This is a genomic window from Chitinophaga sp. 22308 (genome assembly GCF_052045305.1).
Taxonomy (GTDB): Bacteria; Bacteroidota; Bacteroidia; order Chitinophagales; family Chitinophagaceae; genus Chitinophaga; species Chitinophaga varians_A.
The window spans coordinates 34,220-57,090 of record NZ_JBQEOP010000012.1 but is presented as its reverse complement, the minus strand read 5'-3'; the positions used below and the strand labels follow the sequence as shown (position 1 = coordinate 57,090).

The following is a 22,871-nucleotide window of genomic DNA, read 5'->3' as shown; positions in this document are numbered from 1 at the left end:
GTGGAGCGGGGTTGAGTGGATCAAACGAACGAATCAAACGAATAAATCCATAAAACCCAGGGCTGAAAGCCTTGGGCATCGGGCAAAAAGCCAATGCCTCAATGTTGATCAGCCTTTCCGGCGAAAGAAATAGAAATCTAATCGTAGCCGAGGGCTTCAGCCCTGGGACCGTTTTTTCAGATAATTTCTAACAGGTTCGTCGTATCCTGCCATCGCTGCCCAGCCTAATGTAATCAGGCCCACCACGCCAGCCGGTATTACTACCGCCAGGGTGGACATATCCGGTTTGTATGTCTCGAGATAATGCGCGAAGATCCACATAAAGCCGTAGTGGGTCATATATAGCGGGTAGGAGATTTTTCCGGAGAACGTGCAGGGTTTTTCCAGCCAGGGTACCAGCTTTGCGCCGGCGCCGAGGGCCACCAGTGCCGGGAAATAAAACAGCACAATGACCAGCTCCATCAGCCAGTTGTGCGGAAAATAAGGCATGAACAGCGCCAGCAGCAATAACAGTGTGACGCCGGGAAAACCGAGGCGGTTAGGGATGATCAGCCGGAAACGGTAGACCAGCATACCGGCGGTAAAGGAATAAAACAGTCGTGCGCCGCCCTGCCAGAAGGTGTCTTTGCTCCAGCCGCCCATCAGGTTACCGGCTTTCCAGGCTACTATGCCCAGTAGCATTGCGGCTATGAGGCCCAGTGCGAGCAGTGTGTTACGGCGAAGGCGCCATAATACCAGGGCGTAAAAGACATTGGCGATATATTCCCACCATAGAGACCAGGCGGGGGCGTTCATACAGAAGAGGTTAAAAAAACGCTCCGGCATTACCGGGTAGGGGATCAGCAGCAGGGTGGTGATAAACAACATGGTTATTTTACCTAAGCTGTAGCTGGCGGGAGGGGCCATCAGGGGATCAAACAGAAAGGTGAGCAGGCCCAGTACAGCGCCCAGCGCTACCAGCGGATGAAGGCGTATCAGCCGTGTCCGGAAGAAATCGCGGAGGCGCAGGTGCGGCATCCGGTCGTCATAGGCATAGGCAATCACAAAACCGGACAGGCAGAAGAAAAAGTCTACTGCCAGAAAACCGTGTCCCGCAAAGTTTTTGCTATAGTCGGTATATACTATTTCCATGAAGTGGAAGATCACCACCACGATGGCGGCTATGCCCCGCAGTCCGTCCAGTATCGCATAATGTTGTTTGCCGGTGGGTGTATGTGCCCGGGCTGCTGTCGTCATTGTTCCTGTTTCCATATTGAATCCGCACAAGATAACACCCACGTACGGGAACTACAAATAGGAATTATTTGTATCTTTTAGAAAAAAGATGACCACTGTACAGCAAATAGCCAAACATTTCCGTGATGTGCATTTCGGAGGGAACTGGACTGCCGTTAACCTGAAGGATACACTCGCTGATGTCGACTGGCAGGTGGCCACTACCCGGATAAATGGCCTGAATACTATAGCCGTACTGGTGTTTCATATCAACTATTATGTAGATGCGGTGCTGAAAGTCCTCCAGGGGGAACCGTTACAGGCCAGTGATAAATTGAGCTTCGATCTGCCACCTGTTACATCGGAAGAAGACTGGCAGCGGCTGGTGAACAAAACACTGGTGCAGGCAGAGTCCTTTGCCGGTTTAGTGGAAAGACTGGAGGAAAAGCAGCTGTCAGAAGATTTTACGGATGGGAAATATGGCACCTGGTATCGCAACCTGGCGGGCATCATCGAGCATACGCATTATCATCTCGGGCAAATCGTGGTCATAAAAAAAATAATAAAAGAGGCATGAGCCTTTCCTTTAGGGTAGTTGAACAGACAAATAAGCGCAATTCCTGTTTCCGGTGATATTAATCCCTGATCCGGCTACTTTACCGTTTTGCGGTTGACGGACTTTTGTGTCAAAGCAAGAAAAGATGGAATTGACACATTATCGTACGCTGGGGCGGTCGGGACTGAAAGTAAGCCCGCTGACGCTGGGCACCATGACATTCGGAACGGACTGGCACTACGGCGCTTCACCGGAAACATCCAAAGAAATACTGGCGGCCTACCTGGACCAGGGTGGCAACATGATAGACACAGCCAACATTTACACCAGGGGGCATTCTGAAAAAATTATCGGGGATTATCTGAAAGAAAGTAATGTCAACAGGGACCGGCTGGTGATCGCTACCAAGTTTTTTGGCAGCATGCGGCCCGGAGACCCCAACAGCGGCGGTACCGGCAGAAAAGCCATGGTACAGGCGCTCGAAGCATCGCTGCGCCGCCTGCAAACAGATTATATAGACCTCTACTGGATGCATGCCTTCGATCCCCATACACCAACAGAAGAAACGCTTTATACATTGGAAAGCCTGGTACAGTCGGGCAAAATCAGGTATATCGGTGTGTCGGACACGCCGGCATGGAAGATCGCAGAGGCGCAGACCATAGCGCATTTCAGGGGCTGGCCTGCATTTATCGGCCTGCAAATAGAATACTCGCTGCTGGAAAGGACGGTGGAAGCGGAACTGGTACCGATGGCCCGGGAAATGCAGCTGGGCGTTATGCCATGGTCTCCGCTGAAACAGGGCCTTCTCTCGGGGAAATATACCAGGGAGAACAAGGGGGAGGTCCTTAGTAAACGCACAGTTACAGGGCCCGTCAGTGAAAAGGCCTATGACGTGATTGACATGCTGAACACTGTTGCGGCAGACTATTGCGTACCGGCATCGGCCGTGGCGCTGGCCTGGGTGATGGCACGGGAAGGCGTAACCTCTACTATCATCGGCGCACGCACAACGGAACAATTGCAGCAGAACATGCAGGCGTTGGCGGTAACCCTCTCTCCACAGGTGATTGCAGCACTGGATGCCTTGTCAGCGCCGGACCTCATTTTTCCCTACAACCTGCTGGCCAACGCCCGGCATATAGCGCAGGGGGGCGCCACGATCAACGGACAGGCCTCCGTGTTGCCCGCCATCCTGCCACAGCAGGAGAACGATCCTTATTGACGTGATATGTGTTATTTTTATGGCATGAAGAAAACGATGCCATCACCGGCGATATATCCGGATATCGCCTCTTTTCACAACGAACTGGGACTGCCGGCGCCGCAACATCCGTTGATCAGTTATGTCAGCTACGAAGGGATGCAGTTCCAGCGTGAATTTTCTTCCCGTATCTTGCTCAATTTTTACAAGGTTTCTTTTATTCATAAAACCAACGGCATGGTCCGTTATGGCCAGCACTACTACGATTTCAAAGAAGGTGGGCTGTGCTTTATGGCGCCGGGGCAACTGATCTCCGGCGCCTCTCCGGAAAAGAGCCTTTCAGGCGTGATCATTTTTTTTCATCCTGACCTTATCCGGCATCATTCGCTGGCGAAGAAAATCCGCCAATATGGTTTTTTCTCGTATGCCGTGTCGGAAGCATTACATCTGACGGAGAAAGAAAAGGCGGTGGTCCTTAAAATATTCGATCAGATAGGCATGGAGCTGGACACGCCGGCCGACCGCTTCAGCCAGGACCTGCTGGTGTCCGGGCTGGAGCTGTTGCTCGACTACAGCAACCGTTTTTATCACCGGCAGTTTGCTGCACAGCGCGACGATGACCACGGACTGTTGAACCGGCTGGACACCTTATTGTTGCAGTACTTCGACAGCGATGCACCTTCCCGTTCAGGATTGCCCAGCGTACAATATGTTTCAGCGCAATTACATTTTTCGCCCGATTATCTCAGCGATTTGTTGCGGGCCAATACAGGATTGAACACACAACAACATATCCACCGGAAATTATTGGAAACAGCTAAAGACCTGTTGGGCGCCGGCGAGTGGAGCGTGGCTGATATCGCGTACAAACTGGGCTTTGAGCAACCACAGTCTTTCAACCGGTTGTTCAAGAGTAAGACAGGTATGTCTCCGCTGGCCTACAGGCAATCCCTCAAAGCAGGAACTGATACCTTATGATTTGACATTTTCTTCCTGCACTTTTTTTCTTCTCTCCAGTTCCGCTGCAGATGGCGGTTTCGCATCAATAGCGCGGGTCTGTAATGCTCCCGCCGCTTCGTATGTAATCAGGATCACGCCGGTGGAAGTAGGAATGGCGTCTGTCAGTTTCCAGCTGCCGGGCAGCGTACCGTTTTCAAACAGGCGTTTGCCGGAACCGATAGTGACAGGATGGAGCCACAAATGTGCGATGTCCACCAATTGATGTTTCAGTAGTGTTTGCACCAGCCCGCTGCTGCCATAGACTTGCAAATCAGGTCCATCCGTTTTTTTCAGTGCCTGAAGTTGGGCCACCACATCGCCGGTAATCAATGTCGTATGTTCCCAGGGCAACGGAATGTTGTGATGGGAAACGACAAATTTTTCCGCACCGTTGAATTTTTTACCGACGAAGTCATCATAATGAGGCCAGTGGGCGGCAAAGATGTCGTAGGTACGTCTGCCCAGCAGCAGGTCGAACGGCTGCTCCATCACCGCCATCAGCTTCTTGTGGAGCATATCATCTCCAAAAGGCGCTACCCAGCCACCCCATTGAAAATTGCCGGAGGTATCTTCCTGCGGCCCCCCTGGTGACTGTATAACACCATCTAACGTAATAAAATTAACAAGGATGATCTTGCGCATAATGTTTGGATTTGTACAACAAAAGTACAAACGGCAGTTAACGGGAACGCTGTGTAAATGCGACTTTTTACGGGTGAGATTACGGCAGTCGGGTGGTCCAACGGCCGGTAAATTTGTTAATACAGACTGATTTACGGGAACAGGAGATTTAGTGGGATGGCAAACCATACTTTCGCGCCTTATCCATATTGTTATGCCTGAACAACAAAATATCGAATACAAAACATCCTGGAGGGATGAACATCTCAAATGGATCTGTGGTTTTGCCAATGCCCAGGGAGGCAGACTATTTATCGGTTTTGATGACAACGGAGTGGCAGTAGGCGTAGATGACTATCAGAAGCTAATGGATGAAATACCCAATAAGACTGTTAATCACCTGGGGCTCGTAGTGGATGTTAATCTTCATCGACGGGACCATCATTACTATATTGAGATCGTAGTACCGGTAAGCACGGTCCCTATTGCTTATCATGGCGTTTATCACTATCGCAGTGGCAGCACCAAACAGGAACTGAAGGGAATAGCCTTGCAGAATCTTCTATTGAAAAAGATTGGTAAAAAATGGGAGGAATTGCCGGTAGAAGGAGTTACGATAGCGGATTTTGACCGGGAAACGATTGATACTTTTCTCCGGAAAGCCAGGATGAAAGAACGTATACCGGCGGAGGCGTTAAAATTGAACACCCTGTCTTTGCTGAAAAAGTTGGGCCTGATGGCACCCGCAGGACAGTGCTCACAGGCGGCGCTACTATTGTTTGGGAAGCACCTGGGGCGGGTTTCCATTACCGCAAGCTTTAAGATCGGCAGGTTTGGAAAATCAAACCACGATCTGCTGTTTCATGACATGATCGAAACCAACATCTTCAGTATGGCAGACAGCGTGATAGAGTTACTGGACCGGAAGTACCTGATCCGTCCTGTTTCCTATAGCGGGCTGCAGCGGCTGGAACCGCTGGAGTATCCGGAGGAAGCACTCAGGGAGGCGATCTGCAATGCCATCATACACAGAGACTATTCAAGTACGTACACCTTTCTCCGCGTATTCGACGACCGCCTGCACTTATGGAACCCGGGCTGCCTCCCGGAAGAACTCAAGATTGATGCATTAAAAGAGAACCACTCGTCTTATCCAAGAAACAGAAATATCGCCAATATATTCTACAAAGCCGGTTATATTGAGTCGTGGGGAAGGGGCATTAACAGAATTGTGGAAGCCTGTGTAGAGGCTGGGTTGCCGGAGCCATTGATGGTAGAGGAACAAGGTGGGTTTAGTATTGTGTTTTATAAGAATAGATATACCCGGGAATTTATTGCAAGTCAGGGACTAAGTAAAAAGTTAGAAATGGTGATGTTTTATATTTTGGAACATGGCCGTATCAGTAATATAGAATACCAACAGTTAGCTGGAATATCTAAAAGAACGGCGTCAAGAGATTTACAATTATTAATCGGAATGGAACTTGTTCAAAAATTAGGCACTACTGGTAAAGGCACTTTTTATACCTTTTGGTATAAACGATAAAGGGGTCATGGAAAGGGGCCAAAATGGCTTTAAAGGGGCCATAAAGGGGCCAAAACGGTTTTATAGGGGCCATAAAGGGGCCACTTCTCTTTGGTGGCCATAAGATGACCGTAGTATTTCAGAATATCCATTATCATTATTTGAGCAGCCCCATGGGTGTAATGCCGAACTTCTTTTTAAACGCCCGGTGGAAATGTTGCGGATGCGTATAGCCGAGGCCGTAGGCGATCTCAGATATGTTATGCTCTCCCTGCAGTATCTGCTCCCGCGCGGCTTCCAGTCTTTCGTTGCTCACGAAACCGAAAACGCTCTGTCCGAACAGCAGCCGGAATCCTTTTTTGAGCTTGAATTCATTCAGCCCGCACAGGCGTGACAGTTCCGCCAAAGAAGGAGGAGCCGCCAGGTGTTCCAACAGGTATTGCCGGGCGTGATGGAGGCGTTCGCGGTCGGCGGCACGTAGCGGGTTTGTGGCGGATCTGGAAGAGGCAAGCAAAGCCTCACATTGCAACGCGAACAACTGCAGTACCTGTGTTTCAAAATGCAGCCGCTTCAGCCCTTGCGGAAGAGGGCTTTCCCATATATGGTCCAGCGTGTGCTGTAACCGTGGCGCGAAATAGGCGGCAGGGGAATGTATGACGAAAGGAGTGCCCTTCGCTATTTTGTCTGTCAGCTGATGCAGTTCCGGAGCGTAGCTGTTGAGCAGCGCTATCATCCGTTCGGGTGTAATATGCACGCCCAGGTTACGGAAACCTTTGGCGTCGGCCAGTTCATTCTTTTCCCAGGAGCGGGGGTTGAACAGGATATTGGCATATCCCTGTGTGAACAGCTGCCGGGAGATCAGCCCTTCGTGGGTTTGGTACAGCTTTCCTGCCATCACAAAATTGAGCTCCACAAAAGTCTTTTCGTTATAGTGCTGCCACGAAAATTCCGGTGGACCGGCCACCACGCTGCCATCTGCAATGGCCATATCCTCACAGAGGACAAACCTGCCGCTGCCATCAATGTCGGGCATCGGCAACCGGTACTGGTGCACTTCTCCCTGTGGTATCAGGAAAGCGTCTCTGAAAGCAGCGGTATGGTTAGCGGATGATTGCATCATGACAAATGTAGGATGAAACGGTTACAAAAATGGTACTTATTTATCCGTTTTATGCACCGGGCCCCCCGGCTCAACCAGCAATTTTGTAAAAACATTTTTTCATGACAACACAACATCAGCTGCATGTGCCGGTATTGATCGCCGGTGGTGGTATTACCGGTCTTTCGGCGGCTTTATTTCTTTTACAACAGGGTGTCCGGCCGTTGCTGGTGGAACGGCACCGCAGCACCTCTATCCATCCAAGGGCCAGGGGTTTTGATATCCGCACCATGGAGCTGTTCCGGGAGCTGGGCGTGGGCGAGGCCGTGCGGGAAGCAGGTAAGGCGCTGGGGCCGGCCTGGGGCGTATTGCGTGCCGATACGCTGACAGAAGCGTTGAAGGGTTTAAAACCACGGGAAGGAGGCCCTATTACTTATCCCAGTCAATTAAAAGGGTTGGAGAGCCTGGCGGCGCTTACGCCGGAATCCGGCGCCCGTTGTACACAGGACCTTGCAGAACCCGTACTGCGGACCGCTGCCGAAGAGCGGGGTGCCACCCTGTTGTTTTATACCGAGATGATTTCTTTTTCTCAGGATGATAGTGGCGTAACTGCGGTATTGCAAAACAGGGAAACCGGTGAGACGACTACCGTCACAGCCGACTATCTCATCGCGGCAGATGGCGCCGGCAGCCCCGTCAGGCAAAAACTGCAATTGCCGGTTGCCGGTCCGGGCGTGCTGGCCGATTTCCTCAACATTTACTTTGAAGCGGACATGGCTGAACTGGTGCTTAACAGGGAGTTCAGTATCTGCATCATCGATACGCCGGGCATTATTGGATTTGTGACCGCCATCAATAACAGCGACCGGTGGGTGTATCAGTTACGTTATTATCCGGAAAACGGGGAGCGGGTGACCGATTATACGGAAGAAAGACTGGTCAATCTGCTACATACCGCGCTGGGCATGCCGGAGCTGCCAATCCGTATCCTGAGCGTATTGCCCTGGGAGATGACCGTCCGCGTGGCAGACACCATGCAAAGCGGCCGTATCTTCCTGGCCGGTGATGCGGCGCATGTAATGACGCCATACGGCGGCAAAGGCGCCAATACCGGCATCCAGGACGCGCAGAACCTGGCCTGGAAAATAGCCGCGGTGTTAAAAGGCCATGCAGCCCCTTCGCTGCTGAACTCCTACACCACGGAAAGGCAGCCGATAGGCCTGTCCAATGCCATGTCTTCGGCCATGCTGGCAGATGAACGCGGCATCCTGAAAGACAGGGAGATCATGCAGCGGGCGGTAACCGCGCCTCCGAAGGAAGGCGAAAAGGCTAAGCAGCCGGAAATAGAACTGACACAAAACATCCGCACGCTGATCGGTATTCCGGACTATCAATACCCGGTAACGGTGCCTTCGCAATGTCCGCCATTGCCGGCAGATAAAGTGTTGTATGGCCTCCCTGGTACAAGAGTGCCGCATCTGTGGCTGGATGAGGAACGTAAGCGCTCTACCCTCGATATGCTGAAAGGACGTTTCACGCTCTTTGTTCATGGCGATACCACCCCCTGGCAGAAGATGCTGAACGGGCATAGTGTATTCGTACAGGTATTGCCGTTAGATGGAGACCTGGCGGCGCAGTGGACCGAAGCTACCGGCGCCGCTCCCGGCGATGCCCTGCTGGTACGCCCGGACGGCTTCGTGGCCTGGAGAGGCAATGTAAAGGCGTGTGCACAGCTGCCACTGAAGGAGCTGCTGTCATAGACGAACGGAGATTAATCCGGACAAACATATTACCGGCAGGCTTTCTCAAAGAAAATAGAGTAGCTGTGCCGGTAATATCAGGTCCGCAATAGTTTGCAGGACTTGTAATTATCCTTTCATGATTTGTGATTCGTAAGCGGAACCGCGCATCCAGAGCAGCCAGTTCATACTGGCCACAGCGCAGATATTGATCACGCCGGCGTATACTACCCAGAAGCTAAACCCGTAGAAATAAATAACAGGAATCCAGTAGCTGAACACGCTCCAGTACGATGCCATGCAGATAGGGCACTGGATGACCGGTTTGCGTAGATATTTATTGACTTTAAACACCTCGTCTATCTTAAAAAACCTGACGCCGTGGTCATCTGCCTCCACCTGTATTTTCCCATCGATCTTTGGTAAGATGTTATTAAGCTCTTTTAGCACGGGAATGCGGGAAGCATCGCCCAAAGGAAGCAGGAGGTAGTTATCTTCCGTCTGTAAGGGTGATTCCGGCATCAGCACCCGTAGTTTTTGTATAAGCAGTTCGAACTGCCCGTCGCTGTAATAGATTTTTGTCCACGCTGTGCGGGTGAGGTATTTAAAGATGGGAAACAGGATCATTTCGCTGTCCTTGTCTTTTCCGTTGGGCAGTTTTTCCACGGCGCCTTTTGCGGCCACCCGTACGCCCAGGATGAAGAGAGATTGCAGCACTATATAACCCAGCGCTGCCATGATGCCGAAAAATATTACGTTTGTATCCATTTTGTTTGAATTAGGAAGTACAAATTTACCATCGGGGCGTTTGGCATTTATGACACTTACCGTTGGATATTTGGTACAAAACACAGAAACTCATTATTGATTTTAAAAGCATTGGAAGATGAAGATAAGAAGAGCGACCGCCGAAGATTACCCGGAGATGGTACGTATATGGGAGTCTGCTGTCAGGGCCACCCATGATTTTTTAAAGGAGGAGGATTTTGACCACATCAAAGGACTTCTGGCAGACGCATTTTTCCCTCAGGTGGACACCTATGTGTTGTTGGATGAGAAAGGCATGCCGGTGGCTTTCCTGGGTGTACACGAAGATTCCCTGGAGATGTTGTTTGTACATGATACGGCAAGAGGAAAGGGGATAGGCAGGCATCTCGTGAACTATGCCATTACTGATCTGAACATTCGTAAAGTGGATGTGAATGAACAAAACGGGCAGGCCGCGGGCTTTTACGAGCGGATGGGTTTTAAAGTCAGTGGCCGGTCAGAAGAGGATGCTATGGGCAAACCCTACCCGGTATTACATATGACATTGTAAAAAAGAAGCCTGCGTGATCGCAGGCTTTTTAACTTAGGAACAGCTATGCTTACTTTGCTGGCTGAAGTGACCAGGCTTTTTCTTTGACCCTGGCGCGCGCAGGGAGTATCTGCCGCGCTTCCAAAAGGGTTTCCATTTTATACCAGTTTACAGATACTCTTCCGAAGATGTCTTCTTCCACAGGGCAGCCCAGTGCCGCGTCATCGATGTAGTAATCAGCCTGTACTTTCGGACTGCCGGTCCACCGGCGCTGTAGCGGGTTTCTGTTTTCACCGTACAGGGTAATGCCCCTGCCATTAAGCCATTTTACGGCATCTCTCAGGTATTTTCCCGAGCGCATGGTATTGAGGACAAGTTTTACTCCTTGCTGTTGTAATCTCTGCAACACATGGATACAGTGTGGAATTTCTTCCCCTATCATCGGAAACCGGTGATAAGTGCAGGTACCGTCAAAGTCTATCGCTATGATGATGTTGGAATGCATAAGTCATGAAGGTTTTAAAAAAAGATATGGTAAAATTTTTTATCAACTATAACTAGAGAAAGCGGTAAACCGGAAAAGGCAGATCTGTTCTGAGCATGGTGGGTGCCTTTTTCAGCGTCAGGGCTTTGTACGTGGCGGTATCGGCTATCAGGCGCCACGTTTTGAAATCCAGGAAGTGTTCAGAGAACCCTGCTTTAAAATGGAACAGTGAATCCTGTTGCCCGCCTACGCCGCCGCCGAGGTGCAGGTGCTGCATGCGTTTGGACTGCCCGAAAATACTGGCTTCTTCCACCAGCAGGCGCATGGGGGAGTCGTGAATGAAATCTTCATGCGTGGCTGCCAGGTGCAGCTGCATAATGTTGTTGCAACAGGTAGTGAGCACGCCGGCGGTGTCCCTTCCTTCAAAAGAGGCCAGTAGTATGTTGCTTTGAAACGAGGTGGCCTGTAACAGCTGCCGGAAATAATTTTTATCAAAATGATAATTCGCATTAGCCCCCAGCCGCTGCATATTCTGCAGGTAGATGGCTGCAAATGATGCAATATCTTCTTCGTATATGCCCTGGCGTACCTTGTAGCCTTTATTTCGCAGCTGGTTGATCTTGGAACGGAATGCCTTGCGGTATTGCTGCCGCTGTTCTTCCACAGGCAGTGTAAGGTCTATGGTCACTGTTTTTCCGTTGTCATACAGGCCGCCGGTCTGGCCGGGCCGAAAGTGCTGGTGAATCAATGGGTGCAGCCGTGTGAACACGCTCACTATCTTCTCTTTTTTCAGAAAATGAAGGAAGGTCTGCAAAAACTGCTGCATCAAAGATAATGGGATGTCGCTGAAATCCAAATTGGAAACAGGTCCTGCGTAGCCATACACGGAAGTGCAATCGAAATAATTCGTGTCTTCTATGTTCCGCTTCAGCAGTGGCACTGCCACAAAATGCCCCGCCTGTTCAAATACAAAAATAAAAGGATGGCTGTCTCCCGCTGACAATTGATGATAATACCAGGTATGGTGGAAATCGTAGCTGTGCGCTGCATGAATGAGCTGGTCCCATTGTTCCTGTTCCGTGATGTCAACTGTAAAGTAAGGCATAACAAATGAGGTTTTTAAACATATAGATTTGATGGTTATGTGTTGGCCGGTGCGGCCATAGACGACAGGATATTTGGCGTAACAGGAAAGAAGTTCGTACAGGCTTTCGCACAGGCGCATAGCATCCCTGCAGAGACCAACTGGTATCTTTTTTGTGTAATCCAGCCTGCTATTGATGTAAAAAATCTTTACCTGTTACTATCGCTGAAATCTGCTATTATTTTTTGTATGTGTTGTTTGGGCTTCAGTTTGTATTACAGACCTTCTGTAATTTTTTCCGGGTTAAAAATTTCCATCCGGAATTCAATGACTATGCCATGTGAGTAAGTTATTGTTAACCAGTTGTTTACAAAGGATGTTGGTCTATGCTCCCGTCCAATATTTTGGAGTTACCCAAATGGATATACGAAATATTGGAGATTGTTAACCGGAGTTGTCCCGGCAACTCATTGACCCGATAGTAAATGAAAAGTGAACAGTCAGAACATGATGCTACGTATTTATCAACGTCATACGGACCATTGATAGGGGGGCCTGCTTTGCAGACTGTGGTACAGCAGGTGCGGCAGGTGGCCGCCACCGACGCCACGGTATTGCTAACCGGTGAAACCGGTACGGGCAAGGAAGTGGTAGCGCAGGCCATTCATGAATTATCAGCCCTCCGGGCGCGTCCGATGGTGAAGGTAAACTGCGCTGCGCTGCCGCTGCAACTGATAGAATCCGAATTGTTTGGCCATGAAAAAGGTGCGTTTACCGGCGCACTGCAACGCCGCACCGGTAAGTTCGAACAGGCACACCAAAGCACTATCTTCCTCGATGAAATAGGAGAGCTGCCCTTGGAACAGCAGCCGAAACTGTTACGGGTGCTGCAGGAAAAAGAAGTGGAACGAATTGGTGGCGGAACCGTCAAAACAGACGTGCGGGTCATCGCTGCCACCAATCGTATACTGGAAGCGGAGTGCCAGGCGGGCCGCTTTCGCTACGATTTATATTATCGCCTCTATGTATTTCCCATACATCTGCCGCCGTTGCGCGAGCGGAAAGAAGACATCCCCCTGCTCGCGAAATATTTTCTGGAAAAAGCTGCCCGACATTTCCGCAAACCTATGGCCGCTATCAGCCAGCGCTCCCTGGATGCTATGATGAACTACCATTGGCCTGGCAATATCCGGGAACTGCAACACCTCGTGGAAAGAGCGGTGATCATCGGCAATGCGCCGGTGATCTGTGTGGAACTGCCCCCGCCGGAGAACGCCAGGAACACCGATTCCAGCCCGCCTATCACCAGTCTGGCAGAAGCGGAAAGACAACTGATTATTCGTGTAATGAAGCACTGCAATGGACGTATCCGCGGAGAAAACGGCGCTGCGGCCATTCTACAGATAAAGCCCACTACCCTGGAAGCAAGAATGAAAAAACTGGGCATCACCAGAGAACATGTCCACAACAACTAACACCAAAACTCTTTTCTCCCAAAATAATAACCTGCTACAGCTGTATATTTACTGTGTAAATATACCCGTTGCCGTATGATTGCTATTGACTGGATTCGGAAAGACCACCTGCCGGCACTGTTGTCAGCACTGTCCCATATCTGTCACCATGCTTTTAATGATGCCGATACAGCTGCAGTGTCTTATGGGTTAACCGATACTTCCCTCGAAAATGATTGCTGGTTTGATTATTCCCTGGCGGGAGAACAAACGATTGCACTACAATTTTGTACAGATGATGATGACTCCGACATCATTTGCTGCCGTATTCATTGTGCGGATGACCATCGACAAGCCATAGAGATGATGCAGTTTTTCCTGGAAAATTTTGCGTTACAGTACCTGCATTGATCATTAAAGTGATGAGCACTGCAGCTGCTGTGCGGCCCAGTCTTTTTTGCTCCAGGCCTGCAGCTCGAAAATAACAGTGAGCAATCCTTTCCCTTTGCAGGTAATGCTGTATTCCGTTTGTACGGGCGTAGTGGTGGTGATGCATGTTTTGCTGACAAGGCCCTGCGCTACCAGTTCCCCGAGCCTTTTGCCCAGCACCTGGTCGGATAAAGAGGGATGCGCTTTTTTCAGCTGACTGAAATGCTGCAGGCCGGTGAATATACTGTGCAGTATCTGTACTTTCCAGCGCTGGCTGATATTCAGCAGGGTTTCATTTACGTCGCAGTAGGATGCCAGTACTTTCAGGTTATGGGCGTTCATGGAACTGCCCTTTACTTTCGATGCCATACGTCACGTTTTGCTTACTCACTTCCGGGTGAGTTATTGTTGATGATGATAGGTCTGTCTAAAATTGCAGAAAATTATATTTCATGCAATCAAAGTTAGTCAAATTAATCATTGTATTCCTGTTGGTACAGATGTCCCTGATGGCACAGTCCCACAAAGTGTATGTACTGGTGCACGGCGCCTGGCATGGCGGCTGGTGCTGGCAAAGGGTAAGTGAAAAGCTGAGGGCGGACGGTAATATCGTATATACGCCCACACTCAGCGGCCTGGGTGAACATAACAATCAACCGCATGACAGCATTGATCTCAATACTCACATCACGGACATTGTGAACCTGCTCAACATGGAGGACCTTCATGAGGTGGTGCTGGTAGGCCACAGCTACGCCGGCGTGGTGATCACCGGGGTGGCGGACCGTATCCCGGAAAGAATCAGTAAACTGGTTTACCTCGACGCGGTGCTGGCGGAGAACGGGGAGAGCTGCATATCAGTACATCCGGAACAGGTCCGGAAAGAGTTTGAGAAAGATGCTTCGCAACATGGCATGCGTAGCTTGTCAGTACGGCCTTCCAGCCTGTTTGGCGTAAGCGACCGTAAAGACCGGCAGTGGGTGGACAGCCGTCTTACTTTACAGCCTTACCACACTTTTGCCCAACCACTGATGTTACAGCATCCATACGGGAATGGCCTTCCATTGATCTACATCGCCTGTACCCAGCCACAGCTGCCAGTGCTGCGCCAGTTTGCAGACAAGGCCCGGCAATCTCCCCAATGGAAATATTACGAAATAAAAACAGGCCATGACGCCATGATCACCCAGCCTAAAGAGCTGGCCAACCTGCTGGTGTCGTTAAGCCATTAGGGATTTTGGCGGAAGACGTAATGCGCTTATATTTGATACACTGTTTTTAACCAATACATTGTACTTATTATGAAGAAATTTTTTGGCGCATGCCTGTTGACCGCCGCCCTTTTCACAGGACATGCCTCCTATGCGCAACAGCCGGCAGCCAATACACTCCGCGAAGGAAAGCATGACCTTACCCTTCAATGGATCAGCTGGGACCGCCCCGGAAAAGTCATGATCAAGAAACAAAAAGACGGCACCTATACGGTACAGGGAGAACAACGCGATGCCAAAAGCGGTGATTTTGTGACTATCGACGGAACGCTTACGGTAGACTCGCCAAAGGAACTGACCTTTAATGGCATTATCCGCACGCAGTACAGCAATGTCAACGGCGGCAAGGTGTGCGAAAAAAACGGTACCTACCACTTCGTGTCCAAAGGCGCCAGAAAATACTGGAGGCTCCAGGAAATGGACAACTGTGAAGGCAATAACGTGGTAGATTATGTAGACATCTACTTTAAATAATCTCCCCCAAAAAAAATATGTAACCGATCGGTTTTATATTTATATTTGTAACCGAACGGTTATGTATTTTTTTATTGATTAAAACCACGCTCATGGCAACAACATCTCAACCAGCAGTCGCACAGACCGGCATGCTGATCAGAAAACCGGCAGCGGAAGTGTTTAACGCATTTATTGATCCGGCTGTCACCACTCACTTTTGGTTCACCAGGAGCACAGGCAAACTGGAGAAAGGCAAAGAAGTGATCTGGTCCTGGGAAATGTACAATGTGGCCTCCGCAGTGCAGACAGTGGACATCGTGCCCAACAGCAGGATAGAGGTCCGCTGGTTTGACGGCTTCGACATGAAAACCGGAGACCCCGGCACCCGTGAGAACGCCACCCGTGTGGTATGGACATTTATACCGCATGGAGACAACGCCACTTTTGTAGAGGTAGTGAACGATGGATTCTCCGGTGACGCGGCCACTGTATGCCAGAAAGCACTGGACTCCAACGGTGGCTTCTGCTGGGTGTTGGCCGGATTGAAGGCTTATCTTGAACATCAGCTGGAGCTGAACCTCGTGGGGGACCGTTTCCCCATGGGTAAATAATTTATCAGGGCATCGGTTTGCCCCAGGCGGTCAGCACCAGGTTGCGGGGCCCGCCATAATCCCTATGTTCACACAGGTAAATGCCCTGCCATGTGCCCAGCGCCAGCCTGCCGTTATGGATGGGGACCATCACAGAACAACCCAGCAGCGAGGATTTCAGGTGTGCGGGCATATCGTCCGGCCCTTCGTCATTATGTTCATAGTCCGGATCGTTCTCCGGAACAGCTTTATTAAAATACGTTTCAAAGTCTACACGCACAGTAGGGTCTGCATTTTCGTTGATTGTCAGCCCGGCAGACGTGTGCTGGATAAATACCTGCAACATACCGGACTGCAACGTGCCTATCTGCGGAAAGGCCTGCAATACTTCGTGCGTGATCAGGTGAAACCCCCTGGGACGGGCTTTTAAACGCAATGCCTGCTGAAAAATTTCCATGCTGCTGTATTTTCTGCAAAAGTAAGATTTCTGTACTGCATAAAATTCTGCTTGTAAATCACTGCATTGCACTGTATCTTACCGGGATTGATGAAAAACTAAACCGGAAATTTACTCATGGCGGAAAACGTACAACCTTTACGGGTACTCGTAGTGGGCTGTGGCAATATGGGCACGTCTCATGCGGTGGCCTACCATACCCTGGAAGGCTTTGATATCTGTGGTATTGTATCTACAGGCTCCAGCAAGCAGGTATTAAATGATAAACTGGGCGGCGGTTATACGCTGTACAGCAACTACGAGGAAGCGCTGGCGGCCACGCGGCCGGATGCTGTCTGCATCTCCACCTATCCTGATACGCATGAAAGTTATGCGATCAAGGCGCTGGAAAGCGGTTGTCATGTATTTATAGAAAAACCACTGGCAGATTCCGTGGCCGGCGCTGAACGGGTGGCCGCAGCTGCACAAAAGGCAGGCAAAAAACTGGTGGTAGGTTATATCCTGCGGCATCATCCTTCGTGGGAACGTTTCGTGGAAATAGCACACCAGCTTGGCAAACCGCTGGTGATGCGCATGAACCTCAATCAGCAGAGCTCCGGCAGCAAATGGGGCGTACACCGCAATTTGTTGCAAAGCCTAAGCCCTATCGTGGACTGTGGCGTTCACTATATCGATGTGATGTGCCAGATGACCCGTTCCAAACCGGTACAGGTGAGCGCTATCGGCGCACGACTGTCCAACGACATCCCGGCAGACAACTACAACTACGGCCAGTTGCAGATCCGCTTTGAAGACGGTTCTGTAGGCTGGTACGAGGCAGGATGGGGACCAATGATCAGCGAAACGGCTTTCTTTGTGAAAGACGTGATCGGCCCGCAGGGCTGCGTGTCTATCGTTGCCAAAGAATCCGGCAGCACCGGCAACTCAGATAACATCGAGGCACATACGAAAACAGAGTCCCTGCGGCTGCACCATGCTGCGCTGAATGAAAAAGGAGAGTTTGCAAAAGAAGATACCTGGATTAACATGCAGGATGAGCCGGACCACCAGGAGCTGTGTAACAGGGAACAGCGTTATTTCCTGAAGGCTGTCCGCGAAAATATTGATCTGACGGACCATGTGCAGGACGCGGTGAACAGTCTGCGTATCGCCTTCGCCTGCGATGAATCCGTTCGTACCGGAAAAATTGTAACGTTATAAACAATACAGGCCCGCCTTCGGGCGGGCTTTTCTTTACAGCCATAACCAGCCGCACACACCGGCCACCAATGCGGCAAACAGCGTGTTGGCAAAGTTCACGGCATCATTGCCGATGTAGTGTTTACGCTCCAGCGCAGCTCCCAATACAGAATCCACCAGGTTGCCTAATATGCCGGCTACTACGATAAAGGCTATACGCTGGTCGAACCCTTCCGCCAACGCATATACGACGGCAATAACCGCAGCGCCTGCAGCCCCCAGCAGCGTGCCTTCCAGGCTCACAACGCCATCCAGCCCTTTGGGCTCTTTCCTGAAAGTAAGAATATTAAAAAAACGGCGGCCATAAACGGTGCCCAGTTCAGACGATAAAGTATCAGCGGTGGCAGATGCCAGGCTGCCTGCCAGCATCAGCTCATACAACCCCTCATGCTCCGGGTCTGTAAGCATCATCAGGGCCATCAGGGCGGCGGCGCCACCATTGGCAAATACCTGTCCGGCCTTCCGCTTTTCAGGATGTGCGCCGTCAGCAGTAATAGCTGCTTTGATATTTTTTTTATGCGAGGTGGCCAGTGTGCCCAATACAAAGAATGTTCCCAGCTGCGCAATACCGGAATATCCCGCCCCGGCGAAGACCACCAGTCCGGTAAGGCCCGCCGCCATTGCTGCCGGGACAGACAGCTTGCCGGTCCGGACACAGACCACTATAAAGCTTGCCAGTAAGAAAATAAAGAGGCCGTAATACTGAAACATCGTATTCATAAATCGAGGTCAGCAAAACTAATTAATTACTTTTGCTGTCTGAAAATTTTATATGAAAACATTGTTGAATCTCGAAGAAATTGCCATGTTCCTGGCCGCCGTGGTACTCTTTAATGTACAGTCTCCCTATGCCTGGTGGCTCTTCCCGCTATGCCTGCTGCTACCTGATCTCAGCATGCTGGGTTATGCCGCAGGAAACAAAGTGGGCGCCTGGGTGTACAACTTTGTTCACCACAAAGGCATCGCCATATTGGTGTATTTAGCCGGCCATGCGCTGGCATTGGACTGGCTCGCTTTCACCGGCATCATCCTGTTTGCCCACTCCTGTATGGACAGGGTTTTCGGTTATGGCCTGAAATATCTCACCGCTTTCAAAGACACCCATCTGGGTGAAATAGGCAAAAAGACAATTACGAATTAGGAATTACGAATTACAAATTACGAATTACGAATTGAGGGCTCTCTTATAGCGAGGTTACTAAAATAACCTTTCCATAAAAGAGCCCTCAATTCGTAATTCGTAATTTGTAATTCGTAATTAGAATTTAAAAGCCACACTGGCAGAGAAGCGGCGGGGCATCATTCTTTCCACGGTAGTCCATCCGCTGTAATATGCCTTGTCAGTAAGGTTGTCCAGTTTCAACGCAATGCGGTAAGCATTTACCTGATAGAAAACACCTGCATTCAGCACTACATAGGAAGGCAGCGTGAACACACCCGTAGCTTTGGAATTGGTGATCATGTTTTCGCTGCCGTAGTTGCCACCGAAGCCAAGGCCAAGGCCATGCAATTTACCGCTGGTAGCGGTGTAGCTCACCCACCAGTTGGCCACATGCTCAGGGCCCGCACTGGTTGGACGGCGGTCTAACACGCTCGAATCGGATTTCACCATTTTACTGTCGTTGTAACCATATCCGGCCACAATGTTTAATCCGGGCAACGGGTTGGCGATCAGGTCCAGTTCCACGCCTTTGCTGCGCTGGGAGCCATCCTGGATCGTCACATTGTAAAGGTTGCCGTTTTTTTCCACGTCGATGCTGCGCGTCATGTTGGTAACGAGAATATTATAGTAGCTGGCGCTCATGCTCAGTTTGTTGTTGAGCACATTCAGTTTCACCCCGCCTTCAAACTGGTTGGCCTGCTGCGGTTTCAGTACGCCGCTGTATTCGGGCAGCGACTGTGTCACTGGTGCTGAATTTTTAAAGCCGTTCATATAGTTGGCAAACAGGCTCACTTTATCTTTTACCACCTGGTATATCAAACCAAATTTCGGGGAGACGGAGGTCTGACTGAAATCATCTTTGCCTTTCTCGCCGGTCACGTAGTCTTTGGTGGGTTTGGTGACGAAATGGTCTACGCGTAAGCTGGCCATGGCTATCAGTTGATCAGTGATATTCAGCACGTCTGATACGTAGGCGCTGTAAGTATAGTTGGTGGTGGCATTTTTCACCTGGCCGTCTTTTACCTGTGCCAGACGGGCGTCTACAGCGGCTTTGTTCAGCTGGGAGTAGCGCGGGTCTTTCGGGTTCACGGCATTTACCAGGTCAAAGAGCAGGTAAGGCGAATTGTTGTTTTCGGTGTACTGGCTCAGGAAGTCCAGTCCCGCTACGAGCCGGTTGCGCAGGCCGCCGATTTTAAAGTCACCGATGAAATTCTGTTGAACGTCGGTAGCAGTGGTGGTGGAGTTTTGATTCGTTACGTAGCGGCTCAGCAGCGTATCGTTGGGTTTCTGTACGGAAGCATCGCCCTGATCGAGGAACATCACGTAAGAGTAGTAGCCGTTGCTGCGGCGGGTGCTCCTGGAGATGGTGGTCTGCGAAGTCCATTTATCGGACAGTTGATAGTTGGCCTGACCGAAAAGGTTCACGGACGGCGTTTTCATGGTGATATCATTGCTGGTGAAAGACCGGTTGAAGTCGATGCCCAGCTGGTCCGGCGTTCTGGCAATCAGCTGGCGGCGACGGTTCAGGAACACCATGGTGGGATTGGTGCTTTCGCCGCTGTAGAATTCCGTGTTGACGAGAAAAGACAGGCGGTCATTCACGCGGTAGGAGAGGCTGGGGGCCAGGAACCAGGAGCGTTTGAAGCCTGCGTCCTGGTAGCTGCCTTCGGAATGATAGGCCGCATTGGTGCGCAGGACAGCGGATTTGTCTTTGTTCAGCGGTGTATTGATATCGGCCGTTACGCGGTTAAGGCCATAGGTGCCGCCGGTGTAGCTGATTTCGCCGCCGAATGCGTCGTACGGTTTTTTAGTGACGATGTTGATAAGACCGCCGAAGGAAATGAGGCTACTGCCAAACAGGGTGCCGGACGGGCCTTTGATGGTCTCGATCCGTTCTATGTCTGCCGGATCGGGGCTGCCGTTGGAGATGCCGGCGATACCGTTGACCATAGTAGGCTGCACGGCAAAACCACGCATGGTGAAGTAGCCTGCACCATCGCCGCCACGGCCGGTAGAGGACCACAGCCGGGTTACGCCGGGCGCATTTCTCAGCGCATCGTCAAAGTTGCTGACAACCTGTTCTTTCAGCAGTTCCTTGCCTACTACGTTATATACCTGCGGATTCTCCAGGTTTTTGATAGGCAGGCGCGCGATATAATCACTTTCCTTGTTGGCCAGTTTGTTCTGTCCGCCTGTCACCGTTACTTCCGACAGTTGTGTTTTAGATACCTGTAGCTTCAAATGCACGGTGGCCGTCTGGTTAGCCGTTACCGTTACTGTCTCTGCCATCGGTTCGTAGCCCAGCAGGGACACCTGTAATATATATTTTCCCGGATCGAGGCGACGGAAAGCGAAGTCGCCCTTACCGTCGGTAACAGTGCCCCGGCTGTGTTGTTCTATGCGTACGCTCACGAAAGCTGCTGCTTCTCCTTCACTGGTGACAATATTCCCTTTAATGCCACCGGTGCCGCTCTGCGCGCTTACACCGGCTGTTATGCTAACAAGCATTACCAATAATGCTGATAATTTTTTGACCATTGTTGTGCTATAATATTGATCTAAAGATGCTAAATGACAATCCCGGGCGCAAAATTCTATCAGCAAAAAGAAGTTGCACCATCAAATCGGGAAAAAAGTTTGCGCATTCGGGAATTATACATTGACGGTTCAACCCAGTTATCTGACAACTCGGCAAAAAATGGGCGGCCAGGGCGACGGGACATTGCATTTTTGTACCGTCCATAAACAACACATCATGAAATTTGAAAAAGTGCATAACAAAGGGCAGGCGAGGCTTTTTAAAAGCCGTTACCTGGAAATGCTGACCAAAACGCACCCTGTGGTGATTTTTGGTATGTACCTGCCCGTTATCGGGTATATGCTCTATTACAGCCATGCCAACCTGGGATATTCACTGCTCCGTATTGTATTGACCTACTTCGGCGCCATGTTCTACTGGACATTGTTTGAATATGTGGCGCACCGGTTTATTTTCCACTGGGTCAGCGACCAGCCGGCCATCCGCCGCGTGGTGTATACCTTGCATGGCAATCATCATGAATATCCGCGCGACCGGCAGCGGTTGTTTATGCCGCCGGTGCCCAGCATCATCATCTCTTCTGTTCTTTTTTGTATCTTCTATCTCCTCATGAAAAATAATGCGTTCGTCTTCTTCCCGGGATTTGTGTCCGGGTACCTGTTGTACGGCAGCATGCACTACGCTATCCATGCCTGGGCGCCGCCATTTAAATGGCTTAAACCGCTCTGGCGCAACCACCACCTGCATCACTATAAAAATGACGATCTGGGTTTTGGTGTCAGTTCTACTTTATGGGACCGGGTATTCCGGACCATGTTCACGCTCTGTCTGATGTTGAGTCTGTCGGCCGCCGGTTACGCCCACCAGCAGGCAGAAGGGGAGTACCGGCTGGTGAAAAGGGATAAGTCCATTTCGCTGTACGAAAGATGGATTACCGCAGGTAACGAAGAAAGTGTGCGGGAAATCAAGGCGGTATTTACCGTCAGGTCCGATGTTCCCGCAGTGGCGCGGCTGCTGACAGACCAGCAACAGGGCGTGGTATGGAATGCCCGTGCTAAAAGTTACCAGGTGCTGCCGGTAGACGACGGCCGGTGGATCACCTATCTGAAATACAACATTCCCTGGCCTTTCGGTGACCAGGACTGTTGCCTGCTGTTCCGCCTGAACATGCGTAATGAACATTCCGGGGAAATCAGCTTCGAAAGCACGCAGAACAACCGGTTCCCCGTTTCCGGTGATGTGACCCGCATCACGGGCACCCGGGGCAAATGGCTGATGGAGGAATTGGGCAACAACCATATGCAGATAACCTACACTATCACTACCAATCGCAGCGCCCGGATACCAAGATGGGTGTCCGATCCCATTGTACGGAACAACATGTTTGAAACCATGTCCACCTTCAGGAGCATCCTGGAGAAGCGTTGATCAACTTGTGCGGTATTTGATTA

The 22,871-nt window shown here is 50.5% G+C and carries 24 protein-coding genes; 14 read left to right on the top strand and 10 right to left on the bottom strand.

Features of this window, described 5'->3' with window-relative positions; genetic code table 11:
- Positions 1-156 precede the first annotated feature (156 nt).
- Positions 157-1,251: an acyltransferase family protein gene (locus tag ACTJJS_RS32860; protein ID WP_440668215.1), complete on the bottom strand. Its 1,095-nt coding sequence runs from the start codon at positions 1,249-1,251 to the stop codon at positions 157-159.
- Positions 1,252-1,324: 73 nt separating this feature from the next.
- Here ACTJJS_RS32860 and ACTJJS_RS32855 point away from each other — a divergent pair, with 73 nt between their 5' ends.
- From ACTJJS_RS32855 to ACTJJS_RS32845, 3 genes are all read left to right on the top strand, one after another.
- Positions 1,325-1,792: a DinB family protein gene (locus ACTJJS_RS32855; RefSeq protein ID WP_440668213.1), complete on the top strand. Its 468-nt coding sequence runs from the start codon at positions 1,325-1,327 to the stop codon at positions 1,790-1,792.
- A 124-nt stretch (positions 1,793-1,916) separates the two neighbouring features.
- The gene (locus tag ACTJJS_RS32850; protein WP_440668211.1) at positions 1,917-2,996 is read left to right on the top strand and encodes an aldo/keto reductase; all 1,080 of its coding nucleotides are present in this window, start codon (positions 1,917-1,919) and stop codon (positions 2,994-2,996) included.
- Between the two features lie 24 nt (positions 2,997-3,020).
- On the top strand, positions 3,021-3,953 hold the full coding sequence (locus ACTJJS_RS32845) for a helix-turn-helix domain-containing protein (RefSeq protein ID WP_440668209.1): 933 nt from the start codon (positions 3,021-3,023) through the stop codon (positions 3,951-3,953).
- Here ACTJJS_RS32845 and ACTJJS_RS32840 read toward each other — a convergent pair.
- On the bottom strand, positions 3,948-4,616 hold the full coding sequence (locus tag ACTJJS_RS32840; RefSeq protein ID WP_440668207.1) for a dihydrofolate reductase family protein: 669 nt from the start codon (positions 4,614-4,616) through the stop codon (positions 3,948-3,950). The two genes, ACTJJS_RS32845 and ACTJJS_RS32840, sit on opposite strands and share 6 nt — an antisense overlap.
- A gap of 193 nt (positions 4,617-4,809) precedes the next feature.
- Between ACTJJS_RS32840 and ACTJJS_RS32835 the strand changes: the two genes are divergently transcribed.
- Positions 4,810-6,141, top strand: a complete 1,332-nt coding sequence (locus ACTJJS_RS32835; RefSeq protein WP_440668205.1) for an ATP-binding protein — start codon at positions 4,810-4,812, stop codon at positions 6,139-6,141.
- Positions 6,142-6,277: 136 nt separating this feature from the next.
- Here the strand turns inward: ACTJJS_RS32835 and ACTJJS_RS32830 are convergent, their stop codons facing one another.
- Positions 6,278-7,240, bottom strand: coding sequence for a helix-turn-helix transcriptional regulator (locus ACTJJS_RS32830; RefSeq protein WP_440668204.1), 963 nt, complete (start codon positions 7,238-7,240; stop codon positions 6,278-6,280).
- 101 nt (positions 7,241-7,341) lie between these two features.
- On the opposite strand from ACTJJS_RS32830, the gene ACTJJS_RS32825 reads away from it, so the two are divergent.
- Positions 7,342-8,979, top strand: coding sequence for an FAD-dependent monooxygenase (locus ACTJJS_RS32825; protein ID WP_440668202.1), 1,638 nt, complete (start codon positions 7,342-7,344; stop codon positions 8,977-8,979).
- A gap of 108 nt (positions 8,980-9,087) precedes the next feature.
- Here ACTJJS_RS32825 and ACTJJS_RS32820 read toward each other — a convergent pair whose 3' ends face one another.
- Entirely contained in the window at positions 9,088-9,726 is a 639-nt protein-coding gene (locus ACTJJS_RS32820) for a hypothetical protein (RefSeq protein ID WP_440668200.1), read from the bottom strand.
- A gap of 118 nt (positions 9,727-9,844) precedes the next feature.
- Between ACTJJS_RS32820 and ACTJJS_RS32815 the strand changes: the two genes are divergently transcribed.
- A complete protein-coding gene (locus ACTJJS_RS32815) occupies positions 9,845-10,276 on the top strand; it encodes an acetyltransferase (protein WP_168873119.1) in 432 nt (143 codons plus the stop codon).
- Positions 10,277-10,325: 49 nt separating this feature from the next.
- Here the strand turns inward: ACTJJS_RS32815 and ACTJJS_RS32810 are convergent, their stop codons facing one another.
- Together ACTJJS_RS32810 and ACTJJS_RS32805 are read right to left on the bottom strand one after the other, a co-directional pair.
- Positions 10,326-10,760 carry a hypothetical protein gene (locus tag ACTJJS_RS32810; RefSeq protein WP_440668198.1) on the bottom strand — a complete coding sequence of 145 codons (435 nt, stop codon included), beginning with the start codon at positions 10,758-10,760 and terminating at the stop codon, positions 10,326-10,328.
- Between the two features lie 52 nt (positions 10,761-10,812).
- Positions 10,813-11,844 (bottom strand): GNAT family N-acetyltransferase, encoded by a 1,032-nt coding sequence (locus ACTJJS_RS32805; protein WP_440668196.1) that lies wholly within the window; start codon positions 11,842-11,844, stop codon positions 10,813-10,815.
- Positions 11,845-12,308: 464 nt separating this feature from the next.
- On the opposite strand from ACTJJS_RS32805, the gene ACTJJS_RS32800 reads away from it, so the two are divergent.
- Positions 12,309-13,298 (top strand): sigma-54 interaction domain-containing protein, encoded by a 990-nt coding sequence (locus tag ACTJJS_RS32800; protein WP_440668195.1) that lies wholly within the window; start codon positions 12,309-12,311, stop codon positions 13,296-13,298.
- A gap of 75 nt (positions 13,299-13,373) precedes the next feature.
- On the top strand, positions 13,374-13,688 hold the full coding sequence (locus ACTJJS_RS32795) for a hypothetical protein (RefSeq protein ID WP_168873122.1): 315 nt from the start codon (positions 13,374-13,376) through the stop codon (positions 13,686-13,688).
- A gap of 3 nt (positions 13,689-13,691) precedes the next feature.
- Here ACTJJS_RS32795 and ACTJJS_RS32790 read toward each other — a convergent pair whose 3' ends face one another.
- Positions 13,692-14,075: a winged helix-turn-helix transcriptional regulator gene (locus ACTJJS_RS32790; protein WP_440668193.1), complete on the bottom strand. Its 384-nt coding sequence runs from the start codon at positions 14,073-14,075 to the stop codon at positions 13,692-13,694.
- 83 nt (positions 14,076-14,158) lie between these two features.
- Here ACTJJS_RS32790 and ACTJJS_RS32785 point away from each other — a divergent pair, with 83 nt between their 5' ends.
- The 3 genes from ACTJJS_RS32785 to ACTJJS_RS32775 all read left to right on the top strand — a co-directional run bounded on the left by ACTJJS_RS32785 (position 14,159) and on the right by ACTJJS_RS32775 (position 16,044).
- Positions 14,159-14,938, top strand: a complete 780-nt coding sequence (locus tag ACTJJS_RS32785; protein ID WP_440668191.1) for an alpha/beta fold hydrolase — start codon at positions 14,159-14,161, stop codon at positions 14,936-14,938.
- A gap of 69 nt (positions 14,939-15,007) precedes the next feature.
- Positions 15,008-15,451: a hypothetical protein gene (locus tag ACTJJS_RS32780; RefSeq protein WP_440668189.1), complete on the top strand. Its 444-nt coding sequence runs from the start codon at positions 15,008-15,010 to the stop codon at positions 15,449-15,451.
- Positions 15,452-15,543: 92 nt separating this feature from the next.
- Complete coding sequence (locus ACTJJS_RS32775; protein ID WP_440668188.1) at positions 15,544-16,044, top strand: SRPBCC family protein; 501 nt, start codon at positions 15,544-15,546, stop codon at positions 16,042-16,044.
- A 4-nt stretch (positions 16,045-16,048) separates the two neighbouring features.
- Here the strand turns inward: ACTJJS_RS32775 and ACTJJS_RS32770 are convergent, their stop codons facing one another.
- Positions 16,049-16,480 (bottom strand): secondary thiamine-phosphate synthase enzyme YjbQ, encoded by a 432-nt coding sequence (locus ACTJJS_RS32770; protein WP_440668187.1) that lies wholly within the window; start codon positions 16,478-16,480, stop codon positions 16,049-16,051.
- Between the two features lie 117 nt (positions 16,481-16,597).
- Between ACTJJS_RS32770 and ACTJJS_RS32765 the strand changes: the two genes are divergently transcribed.
- Positions 16,598-17,680 carry a Gfo/Idh/MocA family protein gene (locus tag ACTJJS_RS32765; RefSeq protein ID WP_440668185.1) on the top strand — a complete coding sequence of 361 codons (1,083 nt, stop codon included), beginning with the start codon at positions 16,598-16,600 and terminating at the stop codon, positions 17,678-17,680.
- Positions 17,681-17,713: 33 nt separating this feature from the next.
- On the opposite strand, the gene ACTJJS_RS32760 is transcribed toward ACTJJS_RS32765, so the two are convergent.
- Positions 17,714-18,439, bottom strand: coding sequence for a DUF92 domain-containing protein (locus ACTJJS_RS32760; protein WP_247655000.1), 726 nt, complete (start codon positions 18,437-18,439; stop codon positions 17,714-17,716).
- A 52-nt stretch (positions 18,440-18,491) separates the two neighbouring features.
- On the opposite strand from ACTJJS_RS32760, the gene ACTJJS_RS32755 reads away from it, so the two are divergent.
- Positions 18,492-18,860, top strand: coding sequence for a DUF4260 domain-containing protein (locus ACTJJS_RS32755; RefSeq protein ID WP_343745638.1), 369 nt, complete (start codon positions 18,492-18,494; stop codon positions 18,858-18,860).
- A gap of 117 nt (positions 18,861-18,977) precedes the next feature.
- Here the strand turns inward: ACTJJS_RS32755 and ACTJJS_RS32750 are convergent, their stop codons facing one another.
- Positions 18,978-21,389 (bottom strand): TonB-dependent siderophore receptor, encoded by a 2,412-nt coding sequence (locus ACTJJS_RS32750; RefSeq protein ID WP_440668183.1) that lies wholly within the window; start codon positions 21,387-21,389, stop codon positions 18,978-18,980.
- Positions 21,390-21,636: 247 nt separating this feature from the next.
- On the opposite strand from ACTJJS_RS32750, the gene ACTJJS_RS32745 reads away from it, so the two are divergent.
- The gene (locus ACTJJS_RS32745) at positions 21,637-22,848 is read left to right on the top strand and encodes an START domain-containing protein (RefSeq protein WP_440668181.1); all 1,212 of its coding nucleotides are present in this window, start codon (positions 21,637-21,639) and stop codon (positions 22,846-22,848) included.
- The last annotated feature ends 23 nt before the right edge of the window (positions 22,849-22,871 follow it).

Excerpts from the sequence above, each read along its gene's own strand:
- ACTJJS_RS32830 (WP_440668204.1), bottom strand. The coding sequence starts at position 7,240 with ATGATGCAATCATCCGCTAACCATACCGCTGCTTTCAGAGACGCTTTC.
- ACTJJS_RS32860 (WP_440668215.1), bottom strand. The coding sequence starts at position 1,251 with ATGGAAACAGGAACAATGACGACAGCAGCCCGGGCACATACACCCACC.
- ACTJJS_RS32800 (WP_440668195.1), top strand. The coding sequence starts at position 12,309 with ATGAAAAGTGAACAGTCAGAACATGATGCTACGTATTTATCAACGTCA.
- ACTJJS_RS32755 (WP_343745638.1), top strand. The coding sequence starts at position 18,492 with ATGAAAACATTGTTGAATCTCGAAGAAATTGCCATGTTCCTGGCCGCC.
- ACTJJS_RS32790 (WP_440668193.1), bottom strand. The coding sequence starts at position 14,075 with ATGGCATCGAAAGTAAAGGGCAGTTCCATGAACGCCCATAACCTGAAA.
- ACTJJS_RS32785 (WP_440668191.1), top strand. The coding sequence starts at position 14,159 with ATGCAATCAAAGTTAGTCAAATTAATCATTGTATTCCTGTTGGTACAG.
- ACTJJS_RS32745 (WP_440668181.1), top strand. The coding sequence starts at position 21,637 with ATGAAATTTGAAAAAGTGCATAACAAAGGGCAGGCGAGGCTTTTTAAA.
- ACTJJS_RS32750 (WP_440668183.1), bottom strand. The coding sequence starts at position 21,389 with ATGCTTGTTAGCATAACAGCCGGTGTAAGCGCGCAGAGCGGCACCGGT.
- ACTJJS_RS32810 (WP_440668198.1), bottom strand. The coding sequence starts at position 10,760 with ATGCATTCCAACATCATCATAGCGATAGACTTTGACGGTACCTGCACT.
- ACTJJS_RS32780 (WP_440668189.1), top strand. The coding sequence starts at position 15,008 with ATGAAGAAATTTTTTGGCGCATGCCTGTTGACCGCCGCCCTTTTCACA.
- ACTJJS_RS32835 (WP_440668205.1), top strand. The coding sequence starts at position 4,810 with ATGCCTGAACAACAAAATATCGAATACAAAACATCCTGGAGGGATGAA.
- ACTJJS_RS32805 (WP_440668196.1), bottom strand. The coding sequence starts at position 11,844 with ATGCCTTACTTTACAGTTGACATCACGGAACAGGAACAATGGGACCAG.
- ACTJJS_RS32845 (WP_440668209.1), top strand. The coding sequence starts at position 3,021 with ATGAAGAAAACGATGCCATCACCGGCGATATATCCGGATATCGCCTCT.
- ACTJJS_RS32820 (WP_440668200.1), bottom strand. The coding sequence starts at position 9,726 with ATGGATACAAACGTAATATTTTTCGGCATCATGGCAGCGCTGGGTTAT.
- ACTJJS_RS32815 (WP_168873119.1), top strand. The coding sequence starts at position 9,845 with ATGAAGATAAGAAGAGCGACCGCCGAAGATTACCCGGAGATGGTACGT.
- ACTJJS_RS32765 (WP_440668185.1), top strand. The coding sequence starts at position 16,598 with ATGGCGGAAAACGTACAACCTTTACGGGTACTCGTAGTGGGCTGTGGC.
- ACTJJS_RS32760 (WP_247655000.1), bottom strand. The coding sequence starts at position 18,439 with ATGAATACGATGTTTCAGTATTACGGCCTCTTTATTTTCTTACTGGCA.
- ACTJJS_RS32850 (WP_440668211.1), top strand. The coding sequence starts at position 1,917 with ATGGAATTGACACATTATCGTACGCTGGGGCGGTCGGGACTGAAAGTA.
- ACTJJS_RS32775 (WP_440668188.1), top strand. The coding sequence starts at position 15,544 with ATGGCAACAACATCTCAACCAGCAGTCGCACAGACCGGCATGCTGATC.
- ACTJJS_RS32770 (WP_440668187.1), bottom strand. The coding sequence starts at position 16,480 with ATGGAAATTTTTCAGCAGGCATTGCGTTTAAAAGCCCGTCCCAGGGGG.
- ACTJJS_RS32825 (WP_440668202.1), top strand. The coding sequence starts at position 7,342 with ATGACAACACAACATCAGCTGCATGTGCCGGTATTGATCGCCGGTGGT.
- ACTJJS_RS32795 (WP_168873122.1), top strand. The coding sequence starts at position 13,374 with ATGATTGCTATTGACTGGATTCGGAAAGACCACCTGCCGGCACTGTTG.
- ACTJJS_RS32840 (WP_440668207.1), bottom strand. The coding sequence starts at position 4,616 with ATGCGCAAGATCATCCTTGTTAATTTTATTACGTTAGATGGTGTTATA.
- ACTJJS_RS32855 (WP_440668213.1), top strand. The coding sequence starts at position 1,325 with ATGACCACTGTACAGCAAATAGCCAAACATTTCCGTGATGTGCATTTC.